Annotated in this window: 12 protein-coding genes; 5 read left to right on the forward strand and 7 right to left on the reverse strand. The window is 61.0% G+C overall.

Translation table 11 applies throughout. From position 1 onward, the window contains the following. The first annotated feature begins 97 nt into the window (after positions 1-97). Positions 98-1,375 (forward strand): PQQ-dependent sugar dehydrogenase, encoded by a 1,278-nt coding sequence (locus tag OHL18_RS18240; RefSeq protein ID WP_263376303.1) that lies wholly within the window; start codon positions 98-100, stop codon positions 1,373-1,375. Between the two features lie 59 nt (positions 1,376-1,434). Here the strand turns inward: OHL18_RS18240 and OHL18_RS18245 are convergent, their stop codons facing one another. The 3 genes from OHL18_RS18245 to OHL18_RS18255 all read right to left on the reverse strand — a co-directional run bounded on the left by OHL18_RS18245 (position 1,435) and on the right by OHL18_RS18255 (position 2,867). Next, positions 1,435-1,824 (reverse strand): DUF3224 domain-containing protein, encoded by a 390-nt coding sequence (locus OHL18_RS18245; RefSeq protein ID WP_263376304.1) that lies wholly within the window; start codon positions 1,822-1,824, stop codon positions 1,435-1,437. 60 nt (positions 1,825-1,884) lie between these two features. After that, positions 1,885-2,343, reverse strand: coding sequence for a TadE family protein (locus OHL18_RS18250; protein WP_263376305.1), 459 nt, complete (start codon positions 2,341-2,343; stop codon positions 1,885-1,887). A gap of 68 nt (positions 2,344-2,411) precedes the next feature. Further along, positions 2,412-2,867: a TadE/TadG family type IV pilus assembly protein gene (locus OHL18_RS18255; RefSeq protein ID WP_263376306.1), complete on the reverse strand. Its 456-nt coding sequence runs from the start codon at positions 2,865-2,867 to the stop codon at positions 2,412-2,414. A 244-nt stretch (positions 2,868-3,111) separates the two neighbouring features. Between OHL18_RS18255 and OHL18_RS18260 the strand changes: the two genes are divergently transcribed. The 4 genes from OHL18_RS18260 (at position 3,112) to OHL18_RS18275 (ending at position 7,386) form a co-directional block, all read left to right on the forward strand. Then, positions 3,112-4,317, forward strand: a complete 1,206-nt coding sequence (locus tag OHL18_RS18260; RefSeq protein WP_263376307.1) for a pilus assembly protein TadG-related protein — start codon at positions 3,112-3,114, stop codon at positions 4,315-4,317. A 150-nt stretch (positions 4,318-4,467) separates the two neighbouring features. Beyond that, positions 4,468-4,803, forward strand: coding sequence for a hypothetical protein (locus OHL18_RS18265; protein ID WP_263376308.1), 336 nt, complete (start codon positions 4,468-4,470; stop codon positions 4,801-4,803). After that, on the forward strand, positions 4,787-6,211 hold the full coding sequence (locus OHL18_RS18270; protein ID WP_263376309.1) for a DUF2252 domain-containing protein: 1,425 nt from the start codon (positions 4,787-4,789) through the stop codon (positions 6,209-6,211). The genes OHL18_RS18265 and OHL18_RS18270 overlap by 17 nt, the downstream gene beginning before the upstream one ends. Continuing rightward, positions 6,208-7,386 (forward strand): glycosyltransferase family 4 protein, encoded by a 1,179-nt coding sequence (locus OHL18_RS18275; RefSeq protein ID WP_263376310.1) that lies wholly within the window; start codon positions 6,208-6,210, stop codon positions 7,384-7,386. The genes OHL18_RS18270 and OHL18_RS18275 overlap by 4 nt, the downstream gene beginning before the upstream one ends. Positions 7,387-7,993: 607 nt before the next feature. Here the strand turns inward: OHL18_RS18275 and OHL18_RS18280 are convergent. From OHL18_RS18280 to OHL18_RS18295, 4 genes are all read right to left on the reverse strand, one after another. Continuing rightward, positions 7,994-9,787 (reverse strand): outer membrane protein assembly factor BamD, encoded by a 1,794-nt coding sequence (locus OHL18_RS18280; RefSeq protein ID WP_263376311.1) that lies wholly within the window; start codon positions 9,785-9,787, stop codon positions 7,994-7,996. Between the two features lie 229 nt (positions 9,788-10,016). After that, positions 10,017-10,721, reverse strand: coding sequence for a ribulose-phosphate 3-epimerase (rpe, locus tag OHL18_RS18285; protein WP_263376312.1), 705 nt, complete (start codon positions 10,719-10,721; stop codon positions 10,017-10,019). A gap of 625 nt (positions 10,722-11,346) precedes the next feature. After that, positions 11,347-12,831 (reverse strand): methyl-accepting chemotaxis protein, encoded by a 1,485-nt coding sequence (locus tag OHL18_RS18290; RefSeq protein ID WP_263376313.1) that lies wholly within the window; start codon positions 12,829-12,831, stop codon positions 11,347-11,349. A gap of 65 nt (positions 12,832-12,896) precedes the next feature. Beyond that, on the reverse strand, positions 12,897-14,336 hold the full coding sequence (locus OHL18_RS18295) for an excinuclease ABC subunit UvrC (RefSeq protein ID WP_263376314.1): 1,440 nt from the start codon (positions 14,334-14,336) through the stop codon (positions 12,897-12,899). Positions 14,337-14,450: the final 114 nt, after the last annotated feature.

Genomic DNA, 14,450 nt, shown 5'->3' on the forward strand with positions numbered 1-14,450 from the left:
TCCTTCACGACAGCGCCACCTAGGCATTGCTAGAATTCCCCCGTCGTCAAACTCGCAAATCTCATCACCCTCAATGAAGGCCGTACAAAGGGAGTTCATGCTCAAGCACCTCATCTGCTGCATCTCCGCCACAGCTCTAGCCGGAACCGCTCTCGCCCAGACACCCCCCGCGAAGCCGCCAGACCCCACCCGCCCCGGCTTCACCAGCTTCTCCTCGCCCAAGCCCGATCTCATCCCCGGCAAGCCCATCGACCATCGCGACCCGGAACTCAAGGGTGACCACCCCGCCTTCCCCGGCCAGACTCGCGCGCCCTACGCGCCGACCACCGCGCCGAAGGTCACCCTCATCACCGACCAGCTGCACAGCCCCTGGGGCCTCGGCTTCCTTCCCGACGGCAAGATGATCGTCACCGAAAAGGAAGGCAAGATCCGCATCGTCTCGCAGGACGGCACCCTCTCCGCCCCGATCACCGGCGTCCCTGAAGTCCTGATGCGCGCTCAACTCGGCCTGCTCGACATCGAACTCGATCCCAAGTTCGCATCGAACCACACGATCTACTTCACCTTCAACGAGCCCGAACCCAACGACACCAGCGCCGTCGTCGCGGCCCGCGCCAAACTCGACGAAGACAAACTCGCTTTGACCGACGTCAACGTCATCTTCCGCGCCAAGCCCGCTCTGCCGCGCGATCACGCCGTCAACGCCGGCAGCCGAATCGCCATCGATCGCCAGGGCAATCTCTTTGTTAGCATCGGCGACCGCTCACAATCGCCGCCGTGGGATTACGCCCAGAAGCTCGACAACGACCTCGGCAAGATGATCCACATCACACCCGAGGGCAAGCCCGCGCCGAACAACCCGTATCTCCACACTCCGGGTGTGCTGCCGGAGATCTGGTCGCGAGGCCACCGCACCCCGCAGGGCCTGACCATCAATCCCGCCACCGGCGAGCTATGGGAGGTCGAGCACGGTCCTCGCGGCGGCGACGAGATCAACAAGCCCGAGGCCGGCAAGAACTACGGCTGGCCCGTCATCACCCACGGTATCGACTATCCCGGCGACCTCATCGGCGCTGGCATCACCGAGCAGGCGGGCATGGAACAGCCTCTTTACTACTGGGACCCCGTCATCGCCCCGTCAGGCCTGCTCTTCTACACCGGCGACAAGTTTCCGCAGTGGAAGAACAACCTCTTCGTCGGCGGCCTGCGTTCAGAGATGCTTGATCGCATCGTCCTCGACGGGACTACAGTCGTCTCCGAGGAGCCGCTGCTGCTCGACCAGAACAGCCGCATCCGCGACGTAAGACAAGGCCCCGAAGGCTTCCTCTACGTTCTCGGCGACAACGGAAAGCTATTCCGCCTGACCCCGCAGTAAGCAAAGAACCGGGTAACCCATCCATGCGGTCTTATCGCATGGGTGGGTTGGCTAACAGCTCAGGACAGCTCATACTCCAGATCGTAAGAGTGCTTTCCCTCCGCGATCGTGATCACGAACGTGCCGGAGATCCCCTTCAACTCCCCCGTCCCCGACCCCGGAACCACCACTACTTCCATCTTCATTCCGCTCGAGCTCATCGTCGCCATCTGCTGCAAGGCAAAGCTCCCCTTTTTGCCGTCGAGCGTCCCGGTCACAACCTCAATCGCCACATACCCCGCCGTGCCCGCCTTCGGATCGCCCCCCGAAAACATCTCGCCCTTGGTCGTGGCCTCGAGATCCCCATGGATCTCCTTGTCGATCGAGAACCGCGCCAGCCCCTCCGCCGGTGCCGGAGTCAGCGGCACGATCTTCACCGTAAACGTTCCCTTTGCGTGATGTATTGCCATGTCCCGAATTCTACTCGGCAGGCCTGCCGTCAGCGAGCAACGAGTTGCGTTGTCCTCCGCCTACCTCGAGATGATCTTGTAGGTCTGCGTCGAAATGGAGACGCTGTTGTTCGATAAAAACGGAATGTTCAGCTTCTGGTTCCAGCTCGCCTGTACGCACACCACGTTGCCAACCACGTTCAAGCTGCTGTTCACCGGGGGGAGGCAAAGATTTGTCGAGCTGGACGAGAGATTGCTTGCATTGAAGTAGTTGACCGAGATCGTAGGCGTGATCGATGCATTCAGGAATAGGCCAGACTGCACCATCGACTGGATCTGCGGCGATGTGCTGGGAGCGAGGCTTGTCGTGCTATGCAGGCTGGCGTAACGCGCCGCATTGCGACAGGCATAGGTGGCGTTGCAATAGGTCTCTAGAAGCAGCGAAGACTGGATCACCCCGAAGACAATGGCGAGGAAGAGCGGCATAGCGAGTGCCAGTTCAAGCGCCGCCTGGCCCGTCTCCGCTTTCAGCCCAGCCAATCTAATGCAAAGCTTCCCACTTCCGTTCCAGGAAGAGGCTACGTGTGCAGTCTGGTTTAGAGGTCCTCTCATGGCGTCACTTCCACCCGGTAGGTTGCTGATCCGCCCAGAGCAAGGCTTGATGAGATTCCACGAAAGCCCAGCAAAGCCCCCTGGGTCGCGCTCGTCGTCACCTTCACGTAGTGGTAAGGAGCGCCGGTGGGGCAGGAGGTCGTCGCCGTCACCTGGGCACCGCCTGGGGAACACGTCCAGAAGTTCGTCGGGGTGACAGTAAACCACGCCGCCCCGCTCGTCGAACCGGTGGCGATATAGTTCGCCAGACTCGTCATCTGGGACGTGTTTGCCGCCTTGCCCGGCATCGCGCCATACGCCGCCGCGGCCATGGCAGCGTCTTGCAGTTGCATCGCCTTCTGTATCCATAAGGCGTAATCCACCATGTACGCCAGCATGAGAACCAGCGGCGGCAGGAGCAGAGCGAACTCGATCAGGATCGATCCGTCTTCGGATTGGGACAGCTTCTTCATCTCGCTTCGCAAGCAGGCTATCCCAAGACCAGAACGGGGGTAACTGACGCTTCCGTTCAATCGATATCACTCAAGTGTCATTTGACCTTAGTCCAGGCGGCAGTAAAGGCGTTGCGAATGTAGACCTTCGTGGTATCACCGAGAGTTTACTTTAGCGATAAAGTAATGGACGGAGAGAGCCACGAGCCATGCTCGAAACAGTTTCCAAGATGAGGGAATTTCCGCCTCCATATAGGGAGGGGCGATGATCCCGCTCTACGCGGTCGTTCTGCCTGTCCTTGTCCTCTTTTGCGGACTCTCCATCGACATTGGCATGCTTGAACTGAAAAAGCTGCAGATGCAGTCCGCAACGGACGCCGCTGCGCTTGGCGCAGAGCTTGAAGCCGAACGCGGCACGAACAACTGGGTCAACATCGGTATCGCCGAAGCGGGCGTCAACGGCTTCACCAACGGATCGAATAACACCACGGTAAGCATCGTGGAGCAAGCCACCTCTGGCGCCTATAACGGTCGTTACGACGCCATCCAGGCCACCATCACTCAGAGTGTCAACACCATCTTTATGGGCGCGTTCAACGGGGGCAAGTTCACTCTGACCACACAAAGCTCCGCTCTCATGACGCCCTGCGTCTACACCCTTGGCAACGGCACGCTCCAGAACCAGAGCCTCGAGGTCTACACCGGCTCCCTGCTCGGCGACAGTTGTCCCATCTACGCGACCACACTGGACGACGAGTCCAGCGGCAATATCGCCGTCGAATCCGTTGACATCTCCGGCTCCTCCAGTACATCGATGGTGGGTGGCTTCGTCTACCCGTCCCCTGTCTACAACGTCCCCACGCTCACCGATCCCCTCGCATCCACCGCATCGCCCACCGCCTTCAACGGAACCTGCAATCACACCAGCTACAGCATCACCAGCGGCTCTGCCACACTCAACCCTGGTAACTACTGCAAGGGACTCAATATCTCGAACGCGACCGTGACTCTCAATCCAGGCCTCTACACCATCACCGGAGGGGCAAGCTGGTCGGGTGCCACGGTCAGCGGCACTGGAGTCACCCTGTTCTTCACCACGGGCGGCGGAGGGGGATACGGACAGTTACTCGTCCTAAGTGGCTCAACCGTCACCTTGTCCGCCGCAAACGATTCGTCCACCGGTACGATTCCTGCGACCCCCGCGATCCTCGTCTTCGCCGATCGCAACTGGACCACCACAGCCGCACAGGACTTCCAGGTCAGGAACTCCAGCTTCACGGGCGACGGCATCTGGTACATCCCGAAGGCAGGACTCAATGTCTGGTCTGATACCGCATTTACCGGAACGAACTACCTTGGCATCGTCGCCGACAACCTCTTTACCGGCGGCACCCAGATAAAGCTCCTTAACAACTACTCCTACATCACCACCGGAAACCCGTTCCGCAAGCTCGGCACGCTCGTTCAATAGATCGAAGCCAGCATCCTTCGCGTGCTGCTCTCCGTGCCGTCTCATCGCAAGGATGGGACATCGGCGCGACGCACGAACAACTCTCGCGATGCAACTTGGCCGGTTGGCCTATCTTCGCGACGGCTTCATCGTCGCTAAGGAGAGACATTCGTGCGCAGCACGAACCGTCTTCATCACCAACCCGCACCCGTGAACCCTGTATCGTTCTTACAGGCATCACCCGGAGCTCCCTTGCCCTACATCTACATCGACAAGATCCTCAACGAGCTCCGCTCCGAACTCCTCTCGGCCATGCACGCCGCCGTCGACCGCGAGGTCCGCGCGGGCCAAAAGGTCGATGTCCAGCGCCTCTACCGCGCCTTTACCCGCGCCGCTGTCGGCCAATGCGCCAACCCCGTCCGCGTCTCCGAGAAATGTGTCGAAACCAACATGTCGCGCCCCAACAAGGGTGCCGGAAAATCAGGAAGCCATGACCACGAACTCTAAGCCCACGAAGTCTAAGTCCTCCAAGTCGATCGCCGCCGTTTCCGAAGCCCCCACCGCCACGCCGGACTCGACACCGATCCCTGCGCTCCCCGGCCACACCACCTTTCGCACTGCCCGCGAGCGCATGGCCCTTGGCCAGGCCCGGCGCAAGCAGATGAAGCGCCTCGCCCACGCTCTCTGGTCCGCCAAAGACCGGAAGCGCGATCCCCTCGACCTGTTGAGAAAATCCACGCAGGGCCGCGTCCCGAAGCTGGTCGCCCTCAAGAACGAGCGCATGGCCTGCTCGCCCTTCGGCTACTTCCGCGGAGCTGTCCCGGTCATGGCCTACGACCTCTCGCTGATCCCCAACACCGGCCTTCTCACCCAGCTCTGCGGCGACGCCCACGTCCGCAACCTCGGCGCCTACGCCGGTCCCGACGGCCGCCTTGTCTTCGACATCAACGACTTCGACGAAACCCTTGTCGCCCCCTTTGAGTGGGACGTCAAGCGCATGGCCACCTCGCTGATCCTCGCCGGCCGCGAAGCCGCCGTCGGCAACCCGCACTGCCGCGAGGCCGCTGCAGCCTTCCTCGCCCGCTACCGGCGCATGATGCACCTCTTCGCCACGATGCCTGTGCTCGAGGTCGCACGCTACCAGGTGCATCGGTTAGGCGAAGTTGGCCCCGTCTCCGCCATCCTGCTCGCCGCAAAGCGCAGCACGCCGCTCACCAGCCTCGCCAGCCTTACTCAGCGCATTCCGGCTCATCCCCAGCAGCGCATCTTCAACCACAACCCGCCCGTGCTTGAGCGCATCACCGGCAAGGAAGCCGATCAGATCGTCGCCTCTCTCGTTCCTTACGCCGAGACCCTCCTGCCCGAACGCCGCCGCTTCCTCGCCCAGTACCGCGTCGTCGACGTCGCCTTCAAGGTCGTCGGCACCGGCTCTGTCGGTCTGCGCGATTACTGCGTCTACCTCGAAGGCAACGGCCGCAAAGATCCCCTGTTCATCCAAATCAAAGAGGAAGCCGTCTCTGCCTACGCCCCTTACGTCACCCGCAACGCGCTGAAGACCTACCATCAGGGACGTCGCGTTGTGGAAGGCGAACGCTCCATGCAGCTTCAGTCAGACCCCTTCCTCGGCTGGACAAAGATCGAGGGCCGCGACTACCTCGTCCGCCAGCTCAACGACCACAAGGGCTCGCTCGACATGGCCACCCTGAAGCCCTCCGGCCTGATGGAGTACGCGTCGGTATGCGGAGAACTATTGGCAAGAGGCCATGCCCGAGGCGGCGACTGCGCGCTCCTCGCCGGCTATATTGGCAACTCTGAACGCTTCGACGAAGCCATCCTCCAGTTCGCCTCCACCTACGCCGACCAGACCGAAAGAGACCACGCCCAGCTCGTGAAGTCCCTCAAGGCCAAAGCATGAAGGTAGTGCAGGCCGTCTTCGGCGTCTTCCATCACTTCGAGCTGGCCCACCAGCTCCGCCGCCGAGGCCATCTCCAGCGTCTTTACTCCACCTGGCCCTGGGCCCGCCTCAAACGCGAAGGCCTGCCGCACTCTCTCGTCCACACATTTCCGTTGCTCCATACGTCCGAGTACCTCCTCGGCCGCACCGGCCACGCCCCGCCAGGGCTGCTCTCGAAGCTCGCTGCCTGGAATGCCCTGGCCTTCGACCGTTACACCCGGTCCCAGATCCCTCGCGACCCTGACGGATATCCCGACGCGTTCATCGCCATCTCTGGCGCCGGACTCCTCACCGGAGCCGATGTCCAGCAGCACGGCGGTGTCTTCATCTGCGATCGCGGTTCAACCCACCAGCGCTTCCAGAACCAGGTCGTCCACGCTGAATACAAACGCTGGGGCCTTCCACTGCCTCTCTCGAAACCCCACATTTTGGCCCGCGAAGAGGCCATCTACGCCCAGGCCGACGCCATCACCGTCCCCTCCACCGTCGCCAAACGCTCCTTCATCCAGATGGGCGTTGCCAGTGAAAAAGTCCACGTCATCCCCTACGGCGTCCGCCTCGACAAGTTCATTGCGGTCGCCGAGCCTCCGTCACAAGATGCCTTCAATCTCCTATTCGCCGGCGGAGTCTCGCTCCGCAAAGGTGTCCCGTACTTGTTGCAGGCCTTCGCCGCCCTTCGTCACCCGCGCAAGCACCTCGCCGTCGTCGGCCATATCTCGGACGAGATCCGCGCCCTGCTCCCCCGCCTGCCCACCGAAGACGTCACCTTCACCGGCTCGCTCCCACAATCCGAATTAGCTCGTCTCATGGCTCGGAGCCACGCCCTCGCCCTGCCGTCGATCGAAGAAGGTCTTGCCCTGGTCCAGGGTCAGGCGATGGCCTGCGGTTGCCCGGTCATCGCCACCGCCGCTACCGGCGCCGAAGACTTGTTCACCAACGGCATCGAAGGCTTCATCCTCCCACAATCGGACGACCCCACCCAGGCCCTCACCGCCCGCCTGCAGCAGCTGGCCGACGACCCCGCCCTCCAACTGGCAATGCGCTCCGCTGCTTTGGTTCGAGTCCACCAGCTAGGCGGCTGGGACCACTACGGCGGCCTCTGGGAATCTCTTCTCCAATCCCTTACCCGAGCCTGACCCACCTCATTCGCCACGCCCCTGTCATCCCGGGGCCGCCCGCCTCATCCTTCGCAGAGCGCCCTTGTGATCCTTCGCGAAGCGGAGGATCTGCTGCTGCCCTTGCTTTTACGGTTGTTCGTTCTTACCCTCTTTGAATCCGTCATCTCGACCGAAGCGAAGCGCAGTGGAGAGCCACCCGCATTTGCATTGTCTGCCTATCCACCCGCAATCGGATCCAGAGCACAAGCCCTTGTCAAGCCCAAACCCTTCCAAAACCTCTCATAAACCCCTACATATCAGCCACTTACCATCCAAAGAAAGTTGCCCAAAGGATCACCTCAACCTGATAGCCTTAAATGAGGATTAGGAAAAAGAAAAAGTGCTAGGAGCTTGCGCCTTTCAGTTTCAGCAAAGCCTTTAGTATGAGCAACTTGAAATAACTCACTCACTTTCAGTCACTTAGAGGCCAGGAGATCCCCTAAGCCTCTATTTTTGAGGACTTTACCCCAAAAATCGCATTTTTTTATTTTTTTCGCCGTCAGCCCGATCTCAGCTTGCCCGGATTGAAATGAAAAAGGGCCAACCCATACCGGATTGGCCCTACTCCTTTTCACTTTCCCCCGCCTTAGAAAGGATTGATCTTCGCCAATCCCTTCTTCTTCTTATGCTTATTCGACGACTCCTCGTTCTTGTCGAACTCCGGCTTCGCCTTCTTTCCGTTCGCCGGAGCAGCAGCCGCAGGCGGTGCCTGTCCAGGTTGAATGTCGTTGACCGTATCCGGAGCATCCGCAGGCTTCTCGATCGCCGGTAGCGGAGTGCTGTCCGCCGGTCCCTTCGGCTTCATGCCGTCGATCGGCGCGGACGAGCCAGGGCTTACGATTTCGATGCCTGTTGAAGCTGCCGGAACTCCGCCGCCGCTCGTCACCGGAGCGACCGTCATCGTCGAACCCGATGCGCCTGTGCTAGTACCGGCTGTTGGAACATCCTGAAACGCCAACGGAGCTGCTGGAGCTTCACTGGCCGGAGCCGTACCCGATCCGTCGGTCACCGGAGCCGCCGGTGTATCCCCAGCAGCGGCTGCCGGAGCGGGCCGCGCATTCGGATTCATCGCCAGCGTAAAGTCCTTCACAATCTGCCGCGTCACGTCCGGCGCGACCGTTGGCTTCGGGTCCACCAGCGTCGGCTCGCCCGTCCTGGCCGCCGTTACCACGTCCGGCTGATGCATCACCAGCAATCTCGCGCGGTCGGAGATTTTATACTGAGCGCGGCTATTTTCAATCTCTTCGCTCCGCGCAATCTGCTCTGCCGTCGGCTTCGGAATGTCGGCGTGAAGCGCGATCAGGCGGTCCTTTGCGTCCTCGACTCCACGCGAAGCCGCGTGCTCGGTCACAATCTTCGAGTACGCTGCGATCGCCTGGTCGTCGTACACCTTCTCCAGCCGCGCCTTGCCGGCCTCGGGCAGCTTCAGGCTGCGTACATACTTCGCTTCGGCCTCGTAGCCATCGCCCAGCCCCAGCAGCACATCGTCCATGTGGCTGTACTGCGGATAGGTGTCCGCCACCGTCTGATACCGGGCAATCGTTGCCGGCCAGTTCGAGTGCGTCGAATAAAACTCCGCAATCGAACTCTCACGCGTCGCCAGAACCTCCTGCACCTCGCGCAGACGCTGCTTCGCGTCCGGCACCAGCGTCGAGTCCGGGAACTGCTGGAGCATCGTGCGGTACTCCTGCTCCGCGTGGACGGCCTTCGCGTAGTCACGGTCCGGCTTGTCCATCTGCCGGAAGTAAATGTCGCCCACGCGCATCTGTGCTTCGGCCGCTTCAGGAGCGTTCGGGAAGAAGGTGATGAAGTCCTTGTACTCCTGCTCCGCCTGGGTCAGGGCCGCGGTTCCGCCCTCCTTGTACCAGGAGTCCGCAATCGCCAGCTTCGCGCGCATCTGGTACTGCGAGTCAGGATAGGTATTCAGCAGCGTCTGCAGATCGAGGCGCGACAGGTCGAAGCGGCCATGCTTGGTCGCATCGAGCGCCTTGTCGTAAAGCTGCTTGTCTGGGAGGCTCGCGTCTTTCCCGGCGAGAGGATCAATCTTCTTGCCCTTCTTGAACGCCGCGCGCGTGTCCTTTGACTGGACGACCTTGTTCGCCTTGCTGTTCTCTTCCTTCTTCTCCGCCTTCTTCTCTTCCTTGGCCTTCTTCTTATCCGCCTTGGTCGTGGGGACGATCTGCCCGGGAGCGGAAACTGGTGCCAGCGGCGCATTCGCCGCCGGAGCCTGGGTCGTAGCAGGAGCCGGCGCGGCATCCTGCGCCCGCAATACGCCCGAAGCGCTGATCATGCCTGCCACGACGAAGCCTGCGGAAACTGCCGCTCGGAAGCTGGGAAAGAAAATACGGCGGCTAGGGAAAAAGGTACGGGAACTCGTCATCCAATCCACTCCATCTGCCCCGCGCGTCGGCGCGAAACATGACACCATTCTAATCGTCCCAGGCAACTCGTGCCTGCCACAGCCCGACGAAAGGCTCCCAGGCCACAAACTCTCTTCTCGGCCGGTTGCCCCATATCTGGCAGCTTCATCGCCAGATGTGGGAACCCAGCCACCAGGGGGTGCCCCATTCATCGCGGTAGTATCGCGATGAGTGAGCCGTCACAAGCCCTCACCCATGCGAGTGCTCGTGTTCGTCTTCTTCATCCATCCGGGCCTCAGCCTCTCTTGCCGCCGCCAGAAAACTTTTCCCGTTGGCCTCTGCCCCGCCCGGACCAAAGATGGCCGACCCCGCCACCAGCATCTCCGCTCCTGCTTCGACGACCGAGCCCACCGTATCGTGAGCCACTCCACCATCGACTTCTATGCGGAAGTTCAACTCCATCTCATGCCGCAACTCGGCGAGATACGCCATCTTCTCCAGTGAAAACGGCAGAAACTTCTGCCCGCCAAACCCCGGGTTCACGCTCATCACCAGAACGTGATGCACCATGGGCAAAACCTCGATCAGCGAGTCCACCGGCGTCCCCGGATTGATCACCACCCCGGGCTTCATCCCATGGTCGGCGATCAACTGCAGCGACCGATGCAGATGCCGGCAGACCTCCTGGTGTACCGAGATCATGTCCGCCCCCGCCGCCGCAAACTCCGGAATGTATGCGTCCGGATTCTCGATCATCAGGTGGCAATCGAGTGGCAGCTTCGTCACCTTTCGCACAGCCTTCACCACCGGCGGCCCAAAGGTGATGTTCGGCACAAAGTGCCCATCCATCACGTCCACGTGCACGATCGTCCCACCACCCCGCTCCGCCGCGGCAATCTCATCCGCCAAATGCGCAAAGTCCGCTGCCAATATCGAAAACGCCAGCTCAACCATCGTCTCTCACCCCTTCAACCTCTACCGGCAAAGTGTATCAGCGCCGCGTCGCTGGAAACTTTCATCAACACCGAAGCGCAGATCAGCGAGTATGGTCGCGTCACTCTACAGTTATGGGCGCTCAACGGGCACTCCGGAGGCACACAAGTTTCGCCCTGAAAAGCGAAACGCCGCGGGGAGCAACCCCGAGGCGGGTTATCAATACTCTGCTATAACCGGTTCACGATGAGGTCCGAAACAATCACACAAGAGAGAGTCGCCCAGATCGACTGGCACGACGATTGCTACCTGTATTGTATTTTCCGTGACTTTGAAATCTGGCCGACCGAGATCGATTCAATTTTCAACAGCTGCTCCTTCGCCAATCTCGACTGGTATGCAGGGTTGTTCAACTGCTGCGTTCTAATCGAATGCACCTTTGAGAATTGTCTTTTTCAGGGCACCGCTTTCACGGATTGCAAGTTTGTTTAGTGCTGTTTCACCAACTGCCGTTTCGTGAAAGACAATATGGATTCCGATTGTCACTTCAACGGGTCAGTCGCATATGCCTGCACATTCAACAATAATGACGGATGCAACATAGCAAACGGATAGACCCTTCGCCCACATCCGGCATGGCAGAAATCTACGACATCGCCATCCGGTAAGCGCGACCGCCCCCACGCGGAGCACTCTCCGAACTGGCGCCATCCACCAGCCGCCCCAGCCCCTCAGCCAGCATCCGCATCTGCTCCGACTGCGCATTCAACTCTTCCGCACCTGACGCGCTCTCTTCCGCCGCCGCTGCGCTCTTCTGGGTCGCCTGCTCCATCTTTACCAGAGCGCGGCCGATCTGGTCGATCGCCTGGCTCTGCTCCCGGCTGTTGCCGACGATCTGCTCCACCAGCGGCTTCATCTGCGAGAAGACCGAACTCACGCTCTTGCTGGCATCCGTCAGGACGCCGATCTTGGTCTTCCCCGCCGCCGCATTGCCCAGCGACTGCTCGATCAGCACGGAGATCTCTTCCGACGCAGCCGAGCAACGCTGCGCCAGGCTGCGCACCTCATCGGCCACCACTGAGAATCCCATTCCCGCCTCACCGGCGCGCGCCGCTTCAACCGAAGCATTCAACGCGAGGATGTTGGTCTGGAAGGCAATCTGAGTAATCACCTGCAAGGTCTTCGCGATGTCGTTGCTGGATTGGCCGATCGCGTTCATCGCAGCGTTGCAGTCTTCCATCGCGCGGTCAGTAAACTCGATATTCTTGACTGCCTCTACGACGAGTCCGGTAGCGGCCCGCGCACTCTCCGCGCTTTGCGAAGCCATCGCGCCGATCTCTACCGCCGATGCAGAAGTCTCCTCAATCATGGCCGCCTGCTGCGAGGCATCGCGAGCCACATCCTGGCTCACTGCCGCCACCTGGGTGGCCGCGTCCGAGACCTGCTCCGATCCGCCTCGCAACTCACTCGTCAACGTGCGCAGGCTCGAATTGATCTGTCGAACGATCACCGCAGCCATCAACCCGGAGACGCAGAACCCAGTCAGGAAGATCACCAGATTGCTGGTCATCGAACTCTGCAGGCTATCGATAATCGACTTCCTCGAACTCCCGCTGACCGTCGAGCACAGCACCTCGAGTTTGCCGGCATCGCCAACCATGATCGCGCCCTTGGCCGCCCAATCCTTCACCTGTGCATCGTACGCATCGCCATGCAGCGTGCCGGACTGGACCATCTTCAGGGTCGCTTCAAGCGCCGGCCTGTAAGCATCCAGATCTCTACCCAGTTGCTCGGCGCCCGGCCGCAGCTCACGCAACTCCTCGCTGCCATTCACAAACGTCAGCAGGTCTTTTTGCTGCTTCTCCGCCTGGTTATATCGTTCCCAGCCCTTGTCCAGAGAGCCGGGCTTTTGGATCGTTACGAAATAGATGAAGAAGATGCGGGCGTTCAGAACGTCACGCTCAAAGTCCGTGGCCATCTGCGTCGCAGGCACATAGCTTTTGGCGTGCGCGTTCTCGCTTGCCAGCACCGAACGCATCGTATGGATCGCCAGCCCGCACAAGCAGGCCATGAAGACCAGCACCAGAGCGAAGCCGGCGGAGATACGAAGCGAGATAGACCAGTTTTTCACGAATCTCTATCGGCACTTTTGCTGGGATTTTTCAGCTCGAGCATCAGTATTCTTCGGCAGAGCCCCTATGAATCCAGCGTGGCATCTATCTTCCGCCCGACCTGCGGCTGGTAAATGGCTCTAGCGACGGGACTTTTTTCAGCGACCTCGACCACCCGCTCCACATCCGGCCTCCCTTCGTGGAGCACCTTGATCTTCGCTCCAGCGTTGATCTTCTTCGCCCCTTCGCGGTCGGTCTCGGCCATCGCCATGGGCTCGCCCAGGGCCATCCGTGCCGCGCCACGCAGAATCCGACGCACCGGCCATCCGCCGTCCGCATAGGGAAAGAACACCTCGCCCGAACGCTGCTTCTCCGGACGGTAGTACCACCGCCGCAGCAGGGAGAGATGATCGCTCAGCAATGCCATATCCGACGGCACTCCCGCCTTGGCTTGGAGCCGCGCCAGCACTTCGCTCGCCCGCACCTCTGGGCTCTCCACCGCCTCAGTCGCTGAGCCCTCAAGCGGCACCGCCTGCAACATCAGCGGCTGCGCAAACAGCGAGCTACCCACGCTCGTCTGCTCCTTGACCGCGCGAACGCCGAGGGTCGACATGCGCTCCGGCCCCGCGATGCACCCCGCCTGAACCATGAAGACCGCAGCCTCCTGCAAGTCGTCCGCTTCTGTCCTAGCAGGCGCTGCCTTTTGCACCACTACCGCCCGCACTTCGAGCACGGGCCTGACGAGTTCGTCCGCCAGCGCGGCGGCCGCTTTCACCTTCTGATACTTCTCGTGCAGAGCCGCCGCCTGTTCGAACTCCATCGCCTCGGCTGCGACCTCGCGCTCGGCTGCGATCTTCGCCATCAGGCTCTCGCCCCGCGTCGCGAAGAAGGCGTCCACCGCGTCCGCTTCCGCCTTATACTCCTCCGCCGTGCAGGCGATGTTGCACGGCGCGAGACACTTCTTCATCTCTTGATACACACAACCAGGATGCTCTGGATAGGGCTTCAGATCCTCATAACACCGGCGAATCTTGAACAGATCAAGCACCGCATCGCAGTACCGCTCCGCAGCCGCACGCGAAGGAAATGGCCCATACATCTGCGCCAGCCCGCGCTTGCTCAAACGGTTCGTCGCGTAGACGCGGGGAAACGCGTTCTCCGCCGTGAACCGCAGAAAGTATGGCGTGTGCAGCTTCAATCTTCGCCGCGCCTCAGCAAGTCCGAAGAGTGCCGCAGCGGCCTCATACAACACCAGCGACGACTCGAACTCCGACCCGGTCACGGTGTACTCGATCCGCGCCACGCGCTCGCGAAGATTCAGGCGCTTCGACTGCGACTCCGGAGGGTCGAGCAACCGCCGCATCCTGCGCCGCAGGTCCGCTGTCCGGGTAAGGTAAGGTTCGTCTGTCTCCTTGAATCCACGAAGAGCGAACACCCCCGGCCCAGCCGGTACGGAGCGCAGAATCTCCTCAGCCCGCGAAGGTTCGAACGATGCCGCTACCGCGAATTGAAAGCTCGCCGCCACAGACAGATTGTAGCCGCGCGACCATTTCGTCGGCGTCGGCGATAATCTCCACCAGCGTCGACGGCGGCATACGGTTTGGCGTCACGGACCACTCCGCCAGCGTGGGAACCACTT

The sequence above is a fragment of the Granulicella aggregans genome (genome assembly GCF_025685565.1).
Classification (GTDB): domain Bacteria; phylum Acidobacteriota; class Terriglobia; order Terriglobales; family Acidobacteriaceae; genus Edaphobacter; species Edaphobacter aggregans_B.